Source organism: Novosphingobium sp. ERW19 (assembly GCF_012641315.1).
In the GTDB taxonomy this organism is placed as follows: Bacteria; Pseudomonadota; Alphaproteobacteria; order Sphingomonadales; family Sphingomonadaceae; genus Novosphingobium.
In genome coordinates, this window is sequence record NZ_JABAIC010000001.1 from 226,127 (window position 1) to 244,191 (window position 18,065).

The 18,065-nt window shown below is 63.1% G+C and carries 23 protein-coding genes; 19 read left to right on the forward strand and 4 right to left on the reverse strand.

Going from position 1 to position 18,065, the window contains the following annotated elements; translation table 11 throughout:
- Window positions 1-6: 6 nt before the first annotated feature.
- On the reverse strand, window positions 7-579 hold the full coding sequence (locus HGI46_RS01080; RefSeq protein ID WP_118072198.1) for an FKBP-type peptidyl-prolyl cis-trans isomerase: 573 nt from the start codon (window positions 577-579) through the stop codon (window positions 7-9).
- A gap of 114 nt (window positions 580-693) precedes the next feature.
- Between HGI46_RS01080 and HGI46_RS01085 the strand changes: the two genes are divergently transcribed.
- The 13 genes from HGI46_RS01085 to HGI46_RS01145 all read left to right on the forward strand — a co-directional run bounded on the left by HGI46_RS01085 (window position 694) and on the right by HGI46_RS01145 (window position 10,320).
- The gene (locus HGI46_RS01085) at window positions 694-1,272 is read left to right on the forward strand and encodes a NifU family protein (protein ID WP_168903093.1); all 579 of its coding nucleotides are present in this window, start codon (window positions 694-696) and stop codon (window positions 1,270-1,272) included.
- Window positions 1,273-1,282: 10 nt separating this feature from the next.
- Window positions 1,283-1,900, forward strand: coding sequence for a tRNA (adenosine(37)-N6)-threonylcarbamoyltransferase complex dimerization subunit type 1 TsaB (gene tsaB, locus HGI46_RS01090; RefSeq protein WP_168902768.1), 618 nt, complete (start codon window positions 1,283-1,285; stop codon window positions 1,898-1,900).
- Between the two features lie 18 nt (window positions 1,901-1,918).
- Window positions 1,919-2,392 (forward strand): GNAT family N-acetyltransferase, encoded by a 474-nt coding sequence (locus HGI46_RS01095; RefSeq protein WP_168902769.1) that lies wholly within the window; start codon window positions 1,919-1,921, stop codon window positions 2,390-2,392.
- A gap of 165 nt (window positions 2,393-2,557) precedes the next feature.
- Entirely contained in the window at window positions 2,558-2,995 is a 438-nt protein-coding gene (locus HGI46_RS01100; protein ID WP_168902770.1) for a MucR family transcriptional regulator, read from the forward strand.
- A 111-nt stretch (window positions 2,996-3,106) separates the two neighbouring features.
- Window positions 3,107-3,529 carry a Fur family transcriptional regulator gene (locus HGI46_RS01105; protein ID WP_039332758.1) on the forward strand — a complete coding sequence of 141 codons (423 nt, stop codon included), beginning with the start codon at window positions 3,107-3,109 and terminating at the stop codon, window positions 3,527-3,529.
- Window positions 3,513-4,286 (forward strand): lysophospholipid acyltransferase family protein, encoded by a 774-nt coding sequence (locus tag HGI46_RS01110; protein ID WP_206065465.1) that lies wholly within the window; start codon window positions 3,513-3,515, stop codon window positions 4,284-4,286. The genes HGI46_RS01105 and HGI46_RS01110 overlap by 17 nt, the downstream gene beginning before the upstream one ends.
- Before the next feature lie 34 nt (window positions 4,287-4,320).
- Window positions 4,321-5,646 carry a tRNA (N6-isopentenyl adenosine(37)-C2)-methylthiotransferase MiaB gene (miaB, locus tag HGI46_RS01115; protein ID WP_168902771.1) on the forward strand — a complete coding sequence of 442 codons (1,326 nt, stop codon included), beginning with the start codon at window positions 4,321-4,323 and terminating at the stop codon, window positions 5,644-5,646.
- An 87-nt stretch (window positions 5,647-5,733) separates the two neighbouring features.
- A complete protein-coding gene (locus tag HGI46_RS01120; RefSeq protein WP_168902772.1) occupies window positions 5,734-6,756 on the forward strand; it encodes a PhoH family protein in 1,023 nt (340 codons plus the stop codon).
- Window positions 6,753-7,256, forward strand: a complete 504-nt coding sequence (gene ybeY / locus HGI46_RS01125; RefSeq protein WP_039332751.1) for an rRNA maturation RNase YbeY — start codon at window positions 6,753-6,755, stop codon at window positions 7,254-7,256. The genes HGI46_RS01120 and ybeY overlap by 4 nt, the downstream gene beginning before the upstream one ends.
- A 20-nt stretch (window positions 7,257-7,276) precedes the next feature.
- Window positions 7,277-8,227, forward strand: coding sequence for a hemolysin family protein (locus HGI46_RS01130; protein ID WP_118072202.1), 951 nt, complete (start codon window positions 7,277-7,279; stop codon window positions 8,225-8,227).
- 9 nt (window positions 8,228-8,236) lie between these two features.
- Window positions 8,237-9,118, forward strand: coding sequence for a LysR substrate-binding domain-containing protein (locus HGI46_RS01135; RefSeq protein WP_118072203.1), 882 nt, complete (start codon window positions 8,237-8,239; stop codon window positions 9,116-9,118).
- Window positions 9,115-9,516: a hypothetical protein gene (locus HGI46_RS01140; RefSeq protein ID WP_168902773.1), complete on the forward strand. Its 402-nt coding sequence runs from the start codon at window positions 9,115-9,117 to the stop codon at window positions 9,514-9,516. Before HGI46_RS01135 ends, HGI46_RS01140 begins: the two co-directional genes overlap by 4 nt.
- 105 nt (window positions 9,517-9,621) lie before the next feature.
- Window positions 9,622-10,320: a hypothetical protein gene (locus HGI46_RS01145; protein WP_168902774.1), complete on the forward strand. Its 699-nt coding sequence runs from the start codon at window positions 9,622-9,624 to the stop codon at window positions 10,318-10,320.
- Between the two features lie 42 nt (window positions 10,321-10,362).
- Here HGI46_RS01145 and HGI46_RS01150 read toward each other — a convergent pair whose 3' ends face one another.
- Window positions 10,363-11,142, reverse strand: coding sequence for an inositol monophosphatase family protein (locus HGI46_RS01150; protein WP_168902775.1), 780 nt, complete (start codon window positions 11,140-11,142; stop codon window positions 10,363-10,365).
- Window positions 11,143-11,308: 166 nt separating this feature from the next.
- Here HGI46_RS01150 and HGI46_RS01155 point away from each other — a divergent pair, with 166 nt between their 5' ends.
- Window positions 11,309-12,250, forward strand: a complete 942-nt coding sequence (locus tag HGI46_RS01155; RefSeq protein ID WP_118072207.1) for a helix-turn-helix domain-containing protein — start codon at window positions 11,309-11,311, stop codon at window positions 12,248-12,250.
- Between the two features lie 41 nt (window positions 12,251-12,291).
- On the forward strand, window positions 12,292-12,633 hold the full coding sequence (locus HGI46_RS01160) for a hypothetical protein (protein ID WP_118072208.1): 342 nt from the start codon (window positions 12,292-12,294) through the stop codon (window positions 12,631-12,633).
- Here HGI46_RS01160 and HGI46_RS01165 read toward each other — a convergent pair.
- Window positions 12,630-13,565 (reverse strand): ribose-phosphate pyrophosphokinase, encoded by a 936-nt coding sequence (locus tag HGI46_RS01165; RefSeq protein WP_168902776.1) that lies wholly within the window; start codon window positions 13,563-13,565, stop codon window positions 12,630-12,632. The two genes, HGI46_RS01160 and HGI46_RS01165, sit on opposite strands and share 4 nt — an antisense overlap.
- 118 nt (window positions 13,566-13,683) lie before the next feature.
- Here HGI46_RS01165 and HGI46_RS01170 point away from each other — a divergent pair, with 118 nt between their 5' ends.
- From HGI46_RS01170 to gltX, 4 genes are all read left to right on the forward strand, one after another.
- Window positions 13,684-15,354 carry an NAD+ synthase gene (locus tag HGI46_RS01170; RefSeq protein ID WP_168902777.1) on the forward strand — a complete coding sequence of 557 codons (1,671 nt, stop codon included), beginning with the start codon at window positions 13,684-13,686 and terminating at the stop codon, window positions 15,352-15,354.
- A 53-nt stretch (window positions 15,355-15,407) separates the two neighbouring features.
- Window positions 15,408-15,605 carry a hypothetical protein gene (locus HGI46_RS01175; protein WP_118072210.1) on the forward strand — a complete coding sequence of 66 codons (198 nt, stop codon included), beginning with the start codon at window positions 15,408-15,410 and terminating at the stop codon, window positions 15,603-15,605.
- A gap of 72 nt (window positions 15,606-15,677) precedes the next feature.
- Complete coding sequence (locus HGI46_RS01180) at window positions 15,678-16,106, forward strand: hypothetical protein (protein ID WP_168902778.1); 429 nt, start codon at window positions 15,678-15,680, stop codon at window positions 16,104-16,106.
- A 45-nt stretch (window positions 16,107-16,151) separates the two neighbouring features.
- Entirely contained in the window at window positions 16,152-17,480 is a 1,329-nt protein-coding gene (gene gltX, locus HGI46_RS01185; RefSeq protein WP_168902779.1) for a glutamate--tRNA ligase, read from the forward strand.
- A 59-nt stretch (window positions 17,481-17,539) separates the two neighbouring features.
- Here the strand turns inward: gltX and HGI46_RS01190 are convergent, their stop codons facing one another.
- Window positions 17,540-17,995 carry a peptidylprolyl isomerase gene (locus HGI46_RS01190; protein ID WP_118072212.1) on the reverse strand — a complete coding sequence of 152 codons (456 nt, stop codon included), beginning with the start codon at window positions 17,993-17,995 and terminating at the stop codon, window positions 17,540-17,542.
- Between the last annotated feature and the right edge of the window lie 70 nt (window positions 17,996-18,065).

Consider the following 18,065-nt stretch of genomic DNA (forward strand, 5'->3'; position numbering starts at 1 on the left):
GACCCGTTACTGCGAGGGAGTTGTCGTGCCCGGCTGAGCAGGTTGGGCTGCCGATTGCGCCGCACGCATAGCTTCGACTTCCGCAGCGGTCTTGAAGTCGACCAGTTCCACCTGGAACACGAGATCCGCATTTGCACCGATCGGGCCTGAACCTTCCGCACCGTAACCAAGCGCCGAGGGCACGCACAGGCGCATCAGGCTGCCCTTCGACAAGAGCTGCAGGCCTTCAGAAAAGCCCGGAATGACGCCATCGACGGGAAATGCCGCCTGCATGCCTTGGTCGAACACCTCGCCATTGGCCGCCAGATAGCCGACATAATTGACCAACACGAAATCGCTCTTCGTCGGCTTTGCGCCTTCGGCCGGCTTGAGCAGCATCGTGCCAAGTCCGCTGACAGTCTTCGCAGAGCATAGGCGCTGTGCAGGCGAGACTACCGGATTCAGCGGCATGGGAATGGCGACCGCCGATGGCGCGACTGGCTTGGCCGCAGGCGCGGCGGCATTCAGGGCCGAAGCGCCGAAGGCGCATGCAAGAACAGCGGGGGCGAGGCGGACGAGCGCATGGGAGAGCTTGATCATCTCGCTGCATTAGCGTGCCTTGGAAGGTTCCGCCATGAGACCTTGCGCTGAAACTGCGCAAAACCCGGCCTTTCTTGCCCTTGACCACGGGAAGGACCGGCCTACATGCGAATCATGTTCATCGAGACCGAAACCACGCCGAACCCCGCAACGCTCAAGTTCCTGCCTGGCGAGCAGGTCATGGCGAGCGGAACGCGCGAGTTCACCTCGCCTGAAGCTGCCGAGGCATCGCCCCTGGCGCAGGCCCTGTTTGATCTCGGCGACGTGACCGGGGTGCTGTTCGGACGCGAATTCGTTTCGGTCACCGCCGCCCCAGGCGTAGAATGGGCCGGACTCAAGCCGCAGGTCCTGTCGATCCTGCTCGATCACTTCGTAAGCCAGGCCCCGCTGTTCATTGGCGGCACCGCATCCGGCATCGCCGTTCCTGCCGAAGCTGACGAAAACTTCGCCGATGACCCGGCCGACGCCGACATCATCGACCAGATCAAGGATCTGATCGAGACGCGGGTGCGGCCTGCTGTGGCCAATGACGGCGGCGATATCATCTACAAGGGCTTCCGCGAAGGCGTGGTCTACCTTCAGATGCAGGGTGCCTGCTCCGGCTGCCCGTCGTCGACGGCCACGCTGAAGAACGGGATCGAAAGCCTGCTGAAGCACTACGTCCCCGAAGTCAGCGAAGTACGCGCGGCCTGATCCGCCCGGCATGCGCAAGCTCGTCATCGATTGCGCGACGGAAGCCTGCTCGGTCGCACTGATCGACGATGGCGAGCTGATCGCGGGCGAATTCGCACTGCTTGGCCGCGGCCATGCCGAGCGGCTGGTGCCGATGATCTCCGCGCTGCCCGAAAAGGGCCGTGCCGACGAAATCGCCGTCGACATCGGTCCTGGCAGTTTCACCGGTATCCGCGTCGGACTTGCCGCAGCGCGTGCGCTCGGACTTGCCTGGAGCGCGAGGGTAACGGGCTTCGAGAGCCTTTCCCTGGTCGCTGCCATGGCTTTGGCCAAGCAACCGGGACGCCCCGTCGATGTCTGCATGACCGGCGGCCATGGGGAGTGGTTCTTCCAGCCGTTTTCGGCAGATGGATCGCCGCTGGCCCCTTTGACCTCCCTCGCCCCCGACGTGGCGGCAAGTCGCACGATTGCAGGATTGATCGCCGGAAGCCAGGCTATCGCGCTCGCGTCGCGTTGTCCCGGTGCTGTGGCGCTCGATATCCGGCCAGATGCGCGCCAAGCTGACTTGCTGGACGACCGTGCCTTTTGTGCCGACCCCCGCCCGAGCTATGGTCGCGCGCCGGACGCACGGCTGCCGTCCGCCGCCTGACCGCAAGGCACACCACTCATGATCGCGCCGCCTGACGACATTGACCGAATCATGACGGTGATGGAGCAGGCATTCCCACCCGAGTTCGGCGAGGCGTGGAACCGCAGGCAAGTCAGCGATGCCTTGTGCTTGGGCAATTGCCGCTACGGTCTGATCGCGCCCGATGGCACCGAAGACTTGCTCACCTCGGGTGAAACTGCCGGATTCTTCATGAGCCGAGCGGTACTGGACGAGGAAGAACTTCTTCTTTTTGCTATTGCACCACAGTACCGGCGGATGGGCCTTGGCCACGTCTTGCTCAAGCGCTTCATACAGTCTGCCCAAGATGGCGGGATGAGCCGGGTTTTTCTAGAGATGCGCCGTGATAATCCAGCAGGCGTCCTTTATGCTGCTCATGGATTCCGCCAAATTGGATTAAGACCCGGTTATTATCGCACTTCAAATGGTGCCCGGATTGATGCGATCAGCCAGGAACTGACTTTTCACAATTGATACGATACTTAGGATGTATCCCAAGGTGATTGACAGGACAAGCGTTCTGTCGTGAAATCGGTTGTGTCCTGTCAGGATAGGACTATAAATGTGATCTGGATCACCAAACCAAGTCGCGAGTCCAAAAATCGGCGCGCAGGAAAAACATAGAAAGTCGGATTTGCCATGACTGAAATTCAGAACGACATGCGGGAGACCTTGATCACCCTCACCTCGGACATCGTTGCCGCCCACGTGAGCAATAACAGCGTGTCGGTAAACGACCTTCCCGTCCTGATTTCAAACGTTTATTCCGCGCTTTCCGGTCTGGAAACGCCAGTCGTCACGGAAGAACCTGCTCCCGAGCCTGCCGTTTCGATCCGCGCTTCGGTCAAGAACGATCACATCGTTTGCCTGGAAGATGGCAAGAAGCTCAAGATGCTCAAGCGCCACCTCGCCACGCGTTACAACATGACCCCTGAACAGTATCGCGCGCGCTGGAATCTTCCTGCTGACTATCCGATGGTCGCTCCGGCCTATGCCGAGAAGCGCCGTGAACTTGCCAAGAAGATCGGCCTCGGCCGCAAGCCTGCGCCCAAGCGCGGGCGCAAGACCGCAGCCTGATCAGCGCGCAGATTCCTGGCGATGACTGTGCGCAATACGATTGCGCGCAGTTGAAGATTTGGCCCGCCGGTCTATAGATCGGCGGGCCGATCCTTTCTTGACGAGTACCCAGTGCATCAGCCGATCGACATCGAAGCTCTCTGTGCCGAACGCGGCCTGCGCATTACCGACCAGCGCAGGACGATCGCGCGCGTCCTTTCGGAGAGCGACGACCATCCCGACGTCGAAAAGCTGCATGAGCGCGCCTCGGCCATCGACTCGCGCATTTCGATCGCGACGGTTTACCGCACGGTGCGTTTGTTCGAAGAGGCCGGCATTCTCGACCGGCACGATTTCGGTGACGGCCGCGCCCGTTACGAAGCGACGCCCGAAGCGCATCACGATCACCTGATCGATGTAGAGACCGGGAAGGTCATCGAATTCGTCGATCCCGAACTTGAACAGCTCCAGCGCCAGATTGCGGAAAAGCTTGGCTACCGCCTCGTCGATCATCGCATGGAGCTTTACGGCGTGAAGCTTGAACGCGACGGCTGACGCCATCGCTCGTCCGGCCATTTCGCTTGTCGGACGCCTGCGCATAGCCGTGCGGCTCGCAGCCATGCTGCTTCTGCTTCTCTTATGTGTACCGCTCTACTATGTCTGGCGGATCCTGAGGCTGCACAATCCATGGCCGCGGGTGTTCCTTGGCGGCATCGCCCGCATAGCCGGTGCGCGGGTCACGATAACCGGCGCACCATCGCGCAAGGGCGCGTTCCTCCTCTCCAATCATGTCAGTTGGCTGGACATCCCGGTCATCTCGGGCGCAAGCGGCAGCGCCTTCGTTGCCCACTCCGGGCTGGCCGATGTCGGCCTGCTCAAATGGCTGTGCGAGATGAACGACACGGTCTTCGTCGCCCGGCATGAACGACGCTCGGTCCATGCTCAGGTCGAGCAGGTGCGCGCGGCGTTGACGGATACGGGCGCCCTCACTGTGTTTCCGGAAGGCACCACCAGCGACGGGGCCAGCCTGCTGCCGTTCAAGTCATCGTTGCTGTCCGCGCTTGATCCGCCGCCGCCGGGAATTGCGATACAGCCGGTGTGGCTCGACTATGGGCCTGACGTTGCCGGGATGGCGTGGGTCGGTGAAGAGCACGGGCTGGACAATTTCCTCAAGATCCTTGCCCGGCGCAGGGCGATTCCGGTGACCGTTCATTTCCTCGCGCCACTCGGGCCTGACGAGACGGCCAACCGCAAGCTCATGGCTACGGCAGCACGCGAACGCATCCTCGCGGTCATGAGCCGCACGCGTTAGACAAACCCTGCCAAATCCACTATCGGCGCGGCCCATGTCTTCAACCGTTAATACTTCTCCCAAGACCTTCCGCGTCAAGAGCTTCGGCTGTCAGATGAACGTCTATGACGGCGAGCGCATGGCCGAGCTGCTGGCGGCAGAAGGCATGTCTGCCGCTGGCGAAGGAGACGATGCGGACCTCGTCGTGCTCAACACCTGCCACATCCGCGAGAAGGCAACCGAAAAGGTCTACTCCGACATCGGGCGCTTGCGCCGCAAAGATGGCTCAGCACCGCTGATTGCCGTCGCGGGTTGCGTCGCCCAGGCTGAAGGCGAGGAGATCATGACGCGCGCGCCAAGCGTGAAGGTCGTGGTCGGCCCGCAGTCCTACCATCGCCTCCCGGAAATGGTTGCCGAGGCCGCCTCCGGAAAGCGTGCCACCGAAACGGACATGCCGGCCGAGGCCAAGTTCGCAGCCTTGCCAAAGCGCCGCAAGTCGGCCCCTACCGCCTTCCTCACGGTGCAGGAAGGCTGCGACAAGTTCTGCACATACTGCGTCGTGCCGTATACGCGCGGTGCGGAGATCAGCCGCCCATTTGCCGACCTGGTCGAGGAAGCAAAGCTGCTCGTTGCCGGCGGCGCGCGCGAGATCACGCTGCTCGGGCAGAACGTGAATGCGTGGCAAGGCGAGGACGACAAGGGCCGCAGCATCGGTCTTGATGGACTGGCGCGCACCCTTGCTGCCGACCCGGACCTCAAGCGCATCCGTTACACCACCAGCCATCCCAACGACATGACTGATGGCCTGATCGCCGCGCATGGCGAGCTTGAGAAGCTGATGCCCTTCCTCCACCTGCCGGTGCAAGCAGGTAGCGACCGCGTGCTGAAAGCGATGAACCGCAGCCACACCGCCGACAGCTACCTCAAGCTGCTCGACCGCATCCGCGCCGCCCGCCCGGACATCGCACTATCGGGCGATTTTATCGTCGGTTTCCCGGGGGAAACGGATGCAGAATTCGAAGCAACGCTGCGGCTGGTCGACGCTGTCGGCTATGCGCAGGCGTTCAGCTTCAAGTATTCCCCCCGCCCTGGCACCCCTGCCGCAACGATGCCCGACCATGTTCCGGCACCAGTGATGGACGAGCGCCTTCAGCGGCTGCAAGCGGCGCTCAACCGCGATCAATTGGCTTTCAACCAGGCCAGCCTTGGCAAGACCTGCCAGGTCCTCGTCGAACGCCGCGGCAAGCATCCCGGACAGTGGCTCGGCAAGTCGCCCTGGTTGCAATCGGTCCACTTTGTGGGCGAATCCGAAATCGGCCAGATGGTTACGGTAAAGCTTGTCGAAGCAGGTCCGAACTCGCTGGCAGGTCAGCTCATCTAATTGCCCTGTGCAAAGTCTGCGCGCGCGTCTTGTGTGCGCAACTTCCGTTCCTATGCTCTGACTCAGGCCCAAACCTGAAAGGAGCTCATGGCCCGTAAACCCCACCGCGCCGACGAGGCGCATCATCGCCCGGAATCACAGCATCGCCGTGCCCGGGTCGAAGTCGAGTTCGACGAGCAGACCGTGCTTGGCGCCCTGTTCGGCCAGTTCGACACCAATCTCGTGCAGATCGAGAATCGGCTGGGAGTTTACATTTCGGCGCGCGGCAACCGCGTGCTGATCGAAGGACCAGACGACGCCGTCGCCCGTGCGCGCGACGTGCTGAAGGGCATGCACCAACGGTTGTTATCGGGGCAGGAACTTGATTCCGGCGCGGTCGAATCACTTATCGCGATGAGCGTTGAGCCGACGCTTGAAGGCATCATCACCGGAGCTCCGGGTGGTGCGCCGCCAATCATGATCCGCACCCGCAAAAAGACGATCATCCCGCGCAGCCCGACCCAGATCGACTACATGAAGGCGTTGATCAGCCATGACGTGATTTTCGCGCTGGGTCCGGCGGGCACCGGCAAGACCTATCTCGCCGTGGCGCAGGCCGTGGCGCAGCTGATCTCTGGCTCGGTACAGCGCCTGATCCTGTCGCGCCCGGCGGTGGAAGCTGGCGAACGCCTCGGCTTCCTGCCCGGCGACATGAAGGAGAAGGTCGACCCCTACCTTCGCCCGCTCTACGATGCGCTCTACGACTGCATGCCGCCCGAACAGGTCGAGCGCCGCATTGCCTCGGGCGAAATCGAGATCGCGCCCATCGCCTTCATGCGCGGGCGCACACTGGCCGATGCCTTCGTCATTCTCGACGAGGCGCAGAATACCACCCCTGCGCAGATGAAGATGTTCCTCACCCGCTTCGGCCAGAACAGCCGCATGGTGATTTGCGGTGACCCAAAGCAGGTTGACTTGCCCGGCGGTGTCGGCGCCAGCGGCCTCAACGATGCGGTGCAGCGCCTGGAAGGCGTCGATGGCATCGCAACAGTGCGCTTCAATACCGCCGACGTGGTGCGCCATCCGATCGTCGGACGCATCGTCGAGGCATACGAAGGGAAGGACGCTTGAGCGCGCCAATCCTGGAAATCGACATCGATCCGGTCTGGGGCGAGGAAACCGATTGGGAAGACCTCGCCAATCGCGCCGCCGAAGCGACGGCGCAGATCGCAGGCGAACTGGCGCACGAGAACCTCCTCGTCAGCCTCGTAATGGCCGATGACGAGGAAGTCCACGCGCTCAACAAGCAGTGGCGGGCCAAGGACAAGCCGACCAATGTCCTCTCCTTCCCGATGCTCAGCCGCGAGGAAGTGCTTCACGCCGCGCGCGATACCGACGCGCCAGGAATGCTAGGTGACTTGATCCTCGCCCACGGCGTCTGCACGCGTGAGGCGGCAGAGAAAGGCGTGTCGGTCGAGGTCCATGCTACCCATCTGGTGGTGCATGGCCTGCTCCATCTTGCGGGCTACGACCACGAACTGGGCGAGGCCGAGGCCGAGGAAATGGAGAATCTGGAGCGGAAGGCGCTTGCGCTGATGGGCATTGCCGACCCATATGCGGTCGAAGACTGACCAAGTGAGGGAATACGACAGTGCCCGAGGGCAATGGCTCCACTGGCGAAAGCCGGTCGGGAGACGGAGACAGTAGCAGTAGTCGCACCTTGTGGCGCGCGATCAGGGCCTTCTTTCGCGGGCCCGACCACGATCAATCACTGCGCGCGCAGATCGAGGAAGCGATCGACGAGCACGAGGGCGAGGTCCATCAGGACAGCGGCAGCAACGGCAACGGCGATCTTGTCCCACTCGAACGCCAGATGCTGCGCAACCTGCTCCACTTCAGCGAACACGACGCCGATGACGTAGCCATCCCGCGCGGCGAGATCATCGCCGTGCCCGCCTCGGCCACGTTCGAGGAGATGGTCGCAGCGTTTGCCGAGCACGGCCACAGTCGCCTGCCCGTCTACGGCGAATCGCTCGACGAGATCGTCGGCATGATCCACGTGAAGGACGTATTCGGCATCATCGCCGGCATGATGCTGTCGAACAAGCAGCCGCCGAAGGACTGGACGAGCCTAATGCGCCAGCCTCTGTTCGTGCCCCAAGCCCGGGGCGCACTTGACGTATTGGCCGACATGCGCAGCCGCCGTACGCACCTTGCAGTGGTGATCGACGAGTATTCGGGCACAGATGGCATCATCACCATCGAAGACCTGGTCGAAGAAATCATCGGCGAGATCGAGGACGAGCACGACGATGCGCCCGAAGAATTGCTCCGGCGGATTGATCCGGATACCTGGGACGCCGATGCGCGGGCCGAACTGGATGACGTCGCAGACACCGTCGATCCAAGGCTTGCGGAAGTGGAGGAAGACGTGGATACGCTCGGCGGTCTGGCCGTGGTATTGGCCGGCGAAGTGCCGCCGGTCGGTCGCGTGCTTGAACATGCCAGTGGTTGGCGGCTTGAAGTAACCGGGGGCGATGAACGGCGCCTCACCCGCCTCAGGCTGCATGCGCCACAGGCAGTGCTGGCCGAAGAAGAATAGGACGAAGAGATGATCCGCCGCCTGCCCCCACTGCGTTCGCTCGAGGCGTTCATTCGCGTCGTGCGCGCAGGCTCGGCCAAGACGGCGGCCGCAGAACTTGCCCTCAGTCCTTCGGCTCTGTCCCGTCGTCTCGGTGCGCTGGAGGATTTCGTCGGCAAGCCGCTGTTCGAACGCAAGCATCAGGCGCTCAAGCTGACCGAGGAAGGCCAGCAGCTTTATGATGCCGTCGCCCCGTTGATTGACGAGATGGCGGACCGGGTCGATCGCCTGATCGATACCGGCAAGGTCATGCGCCTGCGGCTCGGCGTACTTCCGCTGTTCGGTAGCCAGCGCCTGTTTCCGCGCCTGGGCGAACTGCGCAAGCTGCACCCGCAGTTGCACATCGATATCGATTCGGGCCACGCGGCAGAAACCAAGCTTGGCGACACCATCGATGCCGCCATCGTCCTTTCCGAAGGGCCGGACGCATCGCTCCATTCGGTGCGGCTGGATCACAACCGCGTCCACGCGATTACCTCGCGCGAACTGGCGGCCGAACTGGGCGAGCGGCCTGATATCGCCAAGCTCTCGAAACAGACATTTCTGGTACACAACGACCTTCCGGCAAGCTTCGAGGCGTGGAAGCGCGCACTGCACCTCGAGAAGCTGGAACCTGCCGCGATCGATCATTTCGACTCCGGGCAGCTGATACTCGAGGCAGCGGCCCAGGGCCTTGGCATCGCAATCATGCATGATGACCACTATCATCGCAGCCATGATTCCCGCCTCGCCCGGCTTTACGACATCGACGTCGACAGCCCCTATTCCTACTGGTTCGTTTGCCGCCCGCGTGCGCTGCAATCGCGCCCGGTGCGCCTGTTCCACGACTGGATGCTGAAGGCCGGGCTTTGACCGTCAGCCGCCGCCGCGCGGTTGCGGTCAAGATCCATTGCCCGGTTTCGGCCCTGACACTCGATGCGTTGCTCAATGGCGATGGCGACGCGGTCGAACACGATCCTGCCGCAGCTGCCATGCTGGCCGTGATCCGCGCCGACAATCCCTTGGGCGACTTCAAGCTCTACAAGGGTGTTTGCGAGATATCGCCGGGATGGGAAAGCTTCCAGCCCGGACCCGATGCCGAGCCGACAATGGGGAGTGCGGGAGAGCGCGCCCTCTCCCCGACAGCGATCATCACGACCTACGCCGATGCAGACGCGGACCTCGCGCCTGCACTCGAAGCGCTCATGGCTGCTCACCCTTGGGAGACCCCGGTTATCGAGCTGTCCGAGGTACAGCTACTGGAGCGCTGACGAACAGCTTGGTCTGGTATCCGATAGCTGGAGCATGAGCGTATCGCCCATGCAGACTCCTGGGTGCGCTTTACCCTTGTGCTGTAACTGGGGAGCGCTTTGCCAATGACTTCGCCCTATCGTCACTATGCCGGGAAAGTGTCCTATCTCAATGCCTCCGGGCAAGAGTGGGGTCGAGAGCATTTCTCGGGCTCGGTCCATTCTCGGGGCCGCTCATTGCGGGCGGTCTGCGAAATGGACGATGCGCGGCTCCTGCGTGAAGCGAGCTGGTCTGTGACAGAGGATTGGCGGCCCCGGGAAGGCTACGTCCGCAACACGCGCGATGGCAGCATGATCGGGGCGTGCTGGTATTCCGTCACAGACCGCATGGTGGAATGCGAAGGCTTTACTGCCGAGGAAGGCCGCGTCTCGAAACGCATCGAAGCGCCGCGCGCCATTGACTTTCTCGGCATGCACCCGCTGGCGGGCGACGCCATTACCGCGATGGTGCGCGGGACAGATGAGCGCGGCGTTGAGAAACCCCTGCTTTGCGCTGCCAATTCAATGGCGCATCTCGGTGATCAGGATCTATCGGTCATGCTGGTCAAACCCGTCGTGGCCTATATGGGAGCCGAGCAGATTACCGTGGGCGCAGGCACATTTGATGCCTTGCGCTACACGATCCGCTGGAGCGATCAGGTGCCGCATCTGACGGACTACTGGATCGAGCCATCCGATTGCCTGCCCCTGCTGGCGGTCCTGCCCTCGATTGGAGAGCGCTACGAGTTGATGGAACTCACGCGCTCACCCGGCAACGCCAGCTGAAGCAGCTTCACTCGCCCAAGGCGGGACAACGGGAGACGCCGCCTAGTGCGCGCAGGCCAACGCCTCGACCACGTCTTCCAGCCGCGCCGGATCTCCCAGTGCGATGACGTGGCCGTCCGAACCCGCGTGCAAGGGATCGCCATTCCAGTCGGCCATGGTGCCGCCCGCGCCTTCGACGATCGGCACCAGCGCGGCCCAGTCGTGAAGCTTGAGGTTCGCCTCGCAGACCACGTCGAGCTGGCCCGTCGCAAGCATGGCGTAATTGTAGCAATCGCCGCCCATCACCATGCGCTTGTGATCAGTTTTCGCAGCAAGGCCCATGAAATGGCCGCCATCATGGTCGTCGAAATAGTGCGGCCCGGTCGTCGCCAGCGTCGCTTCCGACAGTTCGCGGCATACCCGCGTCTGTACGGGCTTTCCGTTTAGCGTAGTCCGTTTGCCCATGGCGCCGACCCAGCGCTCCCCGGTGATGGGCTGATCCAGCACGCCGAGCACCGGAAAACCTTCGACCACCAGCGCGATCAGCGTGCCGAAGATCGGGCGTCCGGCCAGAAAACCCGCTGTTCCATCGATCGGATCGAGCACCCAGCTTCGTCCCGAGGAACCGGCGGTCGAACCGAATTCCTCGCCAATGATGGTGTCCCGCGGCACCTCAGCTGTCAGAATACGCCGCATCGCCTCTTCGGCTGCACGGTCAGCCAGGGTTACCGGCGTCGAATCGCCCTTCCGCTCGGCTGCTACGGTGCGGAAGTGCGGGCGAATGGCCTCCGCCGCAGCATCGGCAAGGCGCATGGCAAGGGCGATATCGTTTTCAAGCTTCATGCCTTGGCTCTGCCTGCTTTGGGCCAATACGGTCAACCCGCAGAACATGAATCGTCATTGGACAAATGCACCTGCGCAATTTTAAGGAAGCCGTGACAAACCGCACGCATGGAAGATTCTAGGGGCGCTAAATCTGCGTGCACCGATTGTCTTGGGGGCACGCTAGATGAGTCGCAGCAACAGGCCAGGCGTTGATCGCGCGATAGTCTCGCCGATCGCCACGCGCGATGGCCAGCCGATTTCCTACAGCCGGGCACCAGCCGCGGACCTCGATCGCTGGATCGGAAGGCTCTATGTAACGATCGTCGGGACCCCGCCCGAACACCGCCTCGACTGCGGACTGTTGAGCGATTTCGCGTGCATCCGCATCCAGTTGCGGGGCAAGTGGGAAGCCACCACGGCCGATGGCGTGCGTACGTCTCAGCGTGCCGCAATGCTGTTTGGCCCGCATTCCCGTCGGATGCCGATCAGTGTCACCGGCAGTTTTGTCAGCATCGGCATCTTCCTGCGGCCGGGCGTGTGCCATGCGCTGCGCGGACCCGAGATCGCAACGCTGACCGACAGGCTGGCGACGTTTGCCGAACTGGAAATGCCGGAGCAGCGCTGGCTCGACATGTTCGATCCCGATGGTTCCCCGGAAGACTGGGTTCAGGCGATGGAATGCGAGATGCGCAGTCTGATTGCGGATCGCGCCGTGCGCGAGCCTGATCCGATTTCCGCCCGCTTCGAAGCCGCTGCATTTGCCGATCCTACGGTCAGCATTGCACGACTGGCGGAAAATCTTGGGGTGACACAGCGTCGGCTGGAACGCATCGCCCGCCGCGATTTCGGCATGCCACCCAAACAGGTTCTCAGGCGTGCGCGCGCGCTCGACATGGCCAGCCACCTTCGCGGCGTTGCCGACCATGACGAAGCCGAATCGATTGCCCTACGCTATTACGATCAGAGCCACCTTATCCGCGAGTTCACCGCGCTGTTCGGAATGAGTCCGCGCCAGTTCGTGGAGCGTCCCCAACCGCTGATGACGCTGGGCCTGGAAACACGACAGGCGCGCAGGCTTGAGGAAATTCGCAGGCTGGAACCGGGCGAGGTCAAGCCCTGGGAGTAAGCGGCATTGCGTGGCTTCGCTCCACCGCCTAGGCCAGAGGCATGGCCAGGGCTGACCGTCTCGAACGTCTCGACAAACGCCGCTCCGAAATGGAAGCGGACTATCGCGCTGCGCTGATCGAAGCGCTTGAAGTGACTGCAGCGGGCAAATGGGGCCTGTTCGATCACAACGCTGACAAGATCATGCGCGCCGCGACCGCGCCGATTATCGACAACCTCATCGAGCTTGCCGACGAGATCGCACAAGCACGGGAGGCCTTGTTCATGGAGCCGTTCGCGCTCCATGACGAGTTCATGGCATCACGCGGCAAGCCTCCGGCCAACGCCGTGGGCGAGCCGAAGCAGGCTCGCGCATGGCTGGAACGCTTAAAGCGGCAGGATTAGTCGAACAGGCTGGAGACCGAGCTTTCATCGGCAATGCGACGCACTGCCTCGCCGATCAGCGGAGCGATCGTCAGCACGCGGATGCGATCGGAAGCGGCGGTCGCTTCCGTCGGCATGATCGTGTCGGTGATGACCAGTTCCTTGAGCGCCGAGTTGCTGACGCGCGCAACCGCGCCGCCCGAAAGCACGCCGTGGGTGATATAGGCCGAAACGCCTGCAGCGCCCGCATCCATCAGCGCCTGCGCCGCGTTGCACAGGGTGCCGCCTGAATCGATGATGTCATCGATCAGGATGCACATGCGGCCCTTCACGTCGCCGATGATGTTCATGACTTCGGACTGGCCGGGGCGGTCACGACGCTTGTCGACGATGGCAAGAGGGGCATTGTTGAGGCGCTTGGCCAGCGAACGCGCGCGAACCACGCCGCCGACGTCTGGCGAAACGACCATAAGTTCCTGCGTGCCGTAGCGGGTCTGGATGTCGGCAGCCATGACCGGCGCTGCAAACAGGTTGTCGGTCGGGATGTCGAAGAAGCCTTGGATCTGGCCAGCGTGGAGATCCACCGCCAGCACGCGATCGGCGCCGGCCTGCGTGATCAGGTTGGCCACGAGCTTGGCCGAGATCGGTGTACGCGGCCCGGGCTTGCGGTCCTGGCGGGCATAGCCGAAGTAGGGAACGACCGCCGTGATGCGCTTTGCCGAAGCACGACGCAGCGCGTCGATGCAGATCAGCAGTTCCATCAGGTTGTCGTTCGCAGGGTAGGCGGTTGACTGGACGACGAAGACGTCCTCGCCTCGGACGTTCTCGTGGATTTCCACGAAAACCTCCTCGTCAGCGAAGCGGCGCACGCTGGCGTCGGTCAGCGGCATTTCGAGATAGGCCGAAATGGCGCGGGCGAGCGGCAGGTTGGAGTTGCCGGCCATGATCTTCATTGCGTGCGATTCCCTCGGTTTCGATCCCCAACGCGCCCTTAGCCCATGATGACAGCTTTGCAACTCTTGGCAGCCATGGGCGTTGCCGCCCAGCGAACAGTACCTTAGGAGTCCGGCCATGGCCGATACGCTTCGCATCACTCTCGCCCAGCTCAACCAGTCGGTTGGCGACCTTGCCGCAAACGTCGCGGCCATGCTTGCCGTGCGCGAGAGCAATCCGGATTCCGACCTGATCGTCTATCCGGAACTGATGCTGATCGGATATCCGCCGGAAGACCTGATCATGAAGCCGGCCCTGATCGAGCGGGCTGCCGCCGAACTTGAAAGGCTCGCCAAGGTGACGGCAGACGGTGGCCCCGCGATGCTCGTCGGATCGGTCTTCGTGCGCGATGGCGATCTGCACAATGGCGTCGCCCTGCTCGAAGGCGGGCGCATCGCAGCCACCCGCTTCAAGTACGAGCTGCCCAATTACGGCACCTTCGACGAAAAGCGCTATTTCATGCCAGGCCCCTTGCCCGAGCCGGTGCTGTTCAAGGGCGCAATGCTCGGGCTGCCGATCTGCGAGGATATCTGGCACCCCGACGTCTGCCGCCACCTGGCCGACCTTGGCGCGGAAATCTTCATCTGCATCAACGGCAGCCCTTACGAGATCGACAAGGACGTCCTGCGCATCGACGGCGTTGCCAAGCGCCGCGCGATCGATACCGGCATTCCCCTCGCCTACCTCAACCGCGTCGGCGGGCAGGACGAGATCGTGTTCGATGGCGCCAGCTTCGTCGTCGGCCCCGAAGGTGCGCTTTGGGTGCAGATGCCGGACTGGGAAGAATCGATCGTTACCACCGTCTGGACGCAGACCGCAGTTGGCTCCGGCTCGCGCTGGCGCTGCGAGCCCGGCGTTGACCACGAACTCGCCGAGCACCCCGAAGACATCTACTGCGCAATGGTCATGGCCCTGCGCGACTATGTGAACAAGAATCGCTTCCCCGGCGTCGTGCTCGGCCTGTCCGGCGGCATCGATTCGGCGATCTGCGCTGCCATTGCGGTGGATGCGCTTGGCGCGGACCGCGTTTGGTGCGTGATGATGCCGAGCCGTTACACCTCGCAGGAGAGCCTCGAGGATGCCGAAGGCTGCGCCAACATGCTGGGCGTCCGGCTCGACACCGTGCCGATCGCCCCGGCTGTCGATGCCTTCGACGCCATGCTCGCCCCGGTCTTTGCCGGCAAGCAGCCCGACCTGACCGAAGAAAACATCCAGTCGCGCATTCGCGGCGTGACGTTGATGGCCCTGTCGAACAAGTTCGGCCCGATGCTGGTCACCACCGGTAACAAGAGCGAGATGAGCGTCGGTTATGCCACGATCTATGGCGACATGAACGGCGGCTACAACCCGCTGAAAGACGCCTACAAGACGACCGTCTTTGCAGTCTCCGAATGGCGCAACGCGCATCGCCCCAAGATCGGCCTCGGTCCTGACGGTCCGGTGATGCCGCAGCGGATCATCACCAAACCGCCAAGCGCAGAGTTGCGCCCGGACCAGAAGGATTCGGACTCCCTGCCCCCTTACGACGTGCTCGACGCGATCCTGCAGGGGCTGGTGGAAAACGAGAAGAGCGTGGACCAGATCGTGGCCGAAGGTTTCGACCGCGCGACGGTCAGCCGCATCGAACGGCTGCTCAACATCGCCGAATACAAGCGCCGCCAGGCCCCTCCCGGCGTGAAGCTGGGCGCGCGCAACTATGGCCGCGACAGACGCTATCCGATAACCCACGGCTTCCGAACCGGAACCTGACATGCTCCGTCCCGTAGTTGTTTTGTCATTCAACTATCTGGGAATATTCACGAATGCGGAAAAGCTCCCGCCTGAAGGGTAGCGGCTATCTCGTGTCGAGTATGAGCGTCGTGCTGCTCGGAGTGCCAGCGCTCAAGTCTGCCAAGGATGAGCCTTTGATGCTCGCTTTCATGCTGACCGGGATGCTGCTGTCGATCGTCGGGATGGCCCTTCGCTGGCGATCCCACCGCGTAGCCGCGTCGAAAGAGTAATTGCGAACGATTCGCATTGACCTGAGGCATCCCCATGCTAACTTGCGAATCGTTCGCAAGAAAGGATGCGCAATGCCCGCAGGCCAGTCCTCCACCCGCTTCTCCGTCCTGATCGATAGTCTGGCCCGCCCGCAGGACGTGCGCGGCCTTTCACTGAAGGGTTTGCACGTGACCATGGCGATGCGCCTGTGCGCACTGTTCGAAGCGTCTGGCCGCGATCCCGTACCCGACCTTGCCCAGCGCTACCGCTCCATCGAAGCGGCCTGCGCCGTCCATGGACTGGTGCAGACGATCAAGCAGGTCTGGCCCGAACCGTTCATGGTCAACCGCCCCTGCTGCCTTGCCATGACCCCGGACGAGACGACGCTGGCCGCCCTCGCCCGCGCCGCCGTTTCCGGCAAGCGCCAAGCCTTTTCGGACGCGATCACCGGCTTCGTCCGCGCCGACCGCCACGAAGCGCTCTACAACGCGACGATCCACGCCGTTGCCCTGATACCGTAACCGCCAGCCTTCCCCTTGCAGCAGCGGCGCGCTAGGGCAGCGCGCATGACAACGGTAACCCGCTTCGCCCCCTCGCCCACCGGCAAGCTTCACGTCGGCAACGTTCGCACTGCACTCCACAACTGGCTCCTGGCGAAGAAGACCGGCGGCAAGTTCATGCTGCGCATCGACGATACCGATGCCGAGCGCAGCCGCGAAGAGCACGTCGAATCCATCCGTGCCGACCTTGCCTGGCTTGGCCTGACCTACGACGGCGAGGAGCGCCAATCGCTGCGCACCGAACTCTACGAACGCGAGTTCCAGCGTCTGGTCGAGGCCGGTCGCATCTACCGCGCTTACGAGACTGCGCAGGAACTGGACCTCAAGCGCAAGATCCTGCTCGGCCGAGGCCTGCCGCCGATCTACGACCGCGCAGCGCTCAAGCTGACCGAAGCTGACCACGAGGCGAGAGTCGCTGCAGGCGAGACGCCGCATTGGCGCTTCCTGCTCGATCACGACCAGCCGATTGCGTGGGAGGACGGCATTCGCGGCCCTCAGAACTTCGACCCGCGCCAGATGTCGGACCCGGTGATCCGCCGCGCCGACGGTTCGTGGCTCTACATGCTGCCCTCGGCGATCGACGACATTGCCATGGGCATAACCGACGTGCTGCGCGGCGAGGATCACGTCTCAAACACCGCCACGCAGATCCAGATGTTCACCGCGCTCGGCGCCCAGCCTCCCCGCTTTGCCCATGAAGCGCTGCTGACCGGCAGCGAAGGCAAACTGTCCAAGCGCCTCGGCGCCTTGGGCATGGCCGATTTCCGCGAACAGGGTATCGAGCCTGAGACGATCGTCGCCCTGCTCGCCCGCCTTGGCACGTCCGACCCGGTCGATCCGTCACTCGATGCCAATGCACTGGCGGAAAGCTTCGACCTGTCCCGCTTCGGCCGCGCGCCCGCCCGCTTCGACGAGGCCGACCTCCACCGCGTCAACGCCCAGATCGTCCACCGGCTACCCTATGCCCGCGTCGCCCACCTTCTGCCCGAAGGCATGGGCGAAACCGCATGGGATGCCATCCGCCCCAACCTCGCCCATATCGACGAGGCGAAGGACTGGTGGCAAGTCGTGACCGGCCCGGTCGCAGCGCCAGCCTTCGACGAGGAAACCCGCGCCTATCTGTCCGAAGCAGCGAAGGTTGCCACGACGCTCGACTGGTCTGCTGAATCGTGGCGCGCCCTGACCGCTGCCCTCAAGGACAGGACCGGCCGCAAGGGCAAGGCACTGTTCCTGCCGCTGCGCCAGGCCCTTACCGGCCACGACCACGGCCCCGAAATGGCCGCGCTCCTGCCACTCATCGCGCAGGATGAAGCGGTGCGGCGGCTCTCGGCCTGACATGGAAAAGGGGCGGCAGCCCTTCGGCCCCGCCCCTCTTTTCCTGATCAGCAGTCCGATCAGGCAGCGACGACGCTGGCCTTGCGGATCACGCCCGGGTTTGCCGGCGGCTCGCCCTTGGGCAGCGCGTCGATCAGGTCCATGCCGCTCTCGACCTGGCCCCACACGGTGTACTGCTTGTCGAGGAAGCGTGCATCGTCGAAGCAGATGAAGAACTGGCTGTTGGCCGAGTGCGGATAGCTGGTGCGCGCCATCGAGCACACGCCGCGCACGTGCGGTTCGTCGTTGAATTCAGCCTTGAGGTCAGGCTTGCTCGAACCGCCCATGCCGGTGCCCTGCGGGCAGCCGCCCTGCGCCATGAAGCCGGGGATCACGCGGTGGAACTTCACGCCGTCGTAGAAGCCTTCGTTCGCCAATTCCTTGATGCGCTCGACATGGCCGGGAGCCAGATCGGGGCGCAGCTTGATCACAACGTCGCCGGAATCGAGCGTGAGGACCAGTTTTTCGTCAGCCATTAGTCGCAATCCTTGCTTGTTTGCGCGCCGATATAAGGCTTGCGAAAAGAAAGTCACGCATAGGTCTGCT

Coding starts and splice junctions, on each gene's coding strand:
- HGI46_RS01080 (WP_118072198.1), bottom strand. CDS start 579: ATGATCAAGCTCTCCCATGCGCTCGTCCGCCTCGCCCCCGCTGTTCTT.
- HGI46_RS01085 (WP_168903093.1), top strand. CDS start 694: ATGTTCATCGAGACCGAAACCACGCCGAACCCCGCAACGCTCAAGTTC.
- tsaB (WP_168902768.1), top strand. CDS start 1,283: ATGCGCAAGCTCGTCATCGATTGCGCGACGGAAGCCTGCTCGGTCGCA.
- HGI46_RS01095 (WP_168902769.1), top strand. CDS start 1,919: ATGATCGCGCCGCCTGACGACATTGACCGAATCATGACGGTGATGGAG.
- HGI46_RS01100 (WP_168902770.1), top strand. CDS start 2,558: ATGACTGAAATTCAGAACGACATGCGGGAGACCTTGATCACCCTCACC.
- miaB (WP_168902771.1), top strand. CDS start 4,321: ATGTCTTCAACCGTTAATACTTCTCCCAAGACCTTCCGCGTCAAGAGC.
- HGI46_RS01120 (WP_168902772.1), top strand. CDS start 5,734: ATGGCCCGTAAACCCCACCGCGCCGACGAGGCGCATCATCGCCCGGAA.
- HGI46_RS01135 (WP_118072203.1), top strand. CDS start 8,237: ATGATCCGCCGCCTGCCCCCACTGCGTTCGCTCGAGGCGTTCATTCGC.
- HGI46_RS01145 (WP_168902774.1), top strand. CDS start 9,622: ATGACTTCGCCCTATCGTCACTATGCCGGGAAAGTGTCCTATCTCAAT.
- HGI46_RS01150 (WP_168902775.1), bottom strand. CDS start 11,142: ATGAAGCTTGAAAACGATATCGCCCTTGCCATGCGCCTTGCCGATGCT.
- HGI46_RS01155 (WP_118072207.1), top strand. CDS start 11,309: ATGAGTCGCAGCAACAGGCCAGGCGTTGATCGCGCGATAGTCTCGCCG.
- HGI46_RS01160 (WP_118072208.1), top strand. CDS start 12,292: ATGGCCAGGGCTGACCGTCTCGAACGTCTCGACAAACGCCGCTCCGAA.
- HGI46_RS01165 (WP_168902776.1), bottom strand. CDS start 13,565: ATGAAGATCATGGCCGGCAACTCCAACCTGCCGCTCGCCCGCGCCATT.
- HGI46_RS01170 (WP_168902777.1), top strand. CDS start 13,684: ATGGCCGATACGCTTCGCATCACTCTCGCCCAGCTCAACCAGTCGGTT.
- HGI46_RS01175 (WP_118072210.1), top strand. CDS start 15,408: ATGCGGAAAAGCTCCCGCCTGAAGGGTAGCGGCTATCTCGTGTCGAGT.
- HGI46_RS01180 (WP_168902778.1), top strand. CDS start 15,678: ATGCCCGCAGGCCAGTCCTCCACCCGCTTCTCCGTCCTGATCGATAGT.
- gltX (WP_168902779.1), top strand. CDS start 16,152: ATGACAACGGTAACCCGCTTCGCCCCCTCGCCCACCGGCAAGCTTCAC.
- HGI46_RS01190 (WP_118072212.1), bottom strand. CDS start 17,995: ATGGCTGACGAAAAACTGGTCCTCACGCTCGATTCCGGCGACGTTGTG.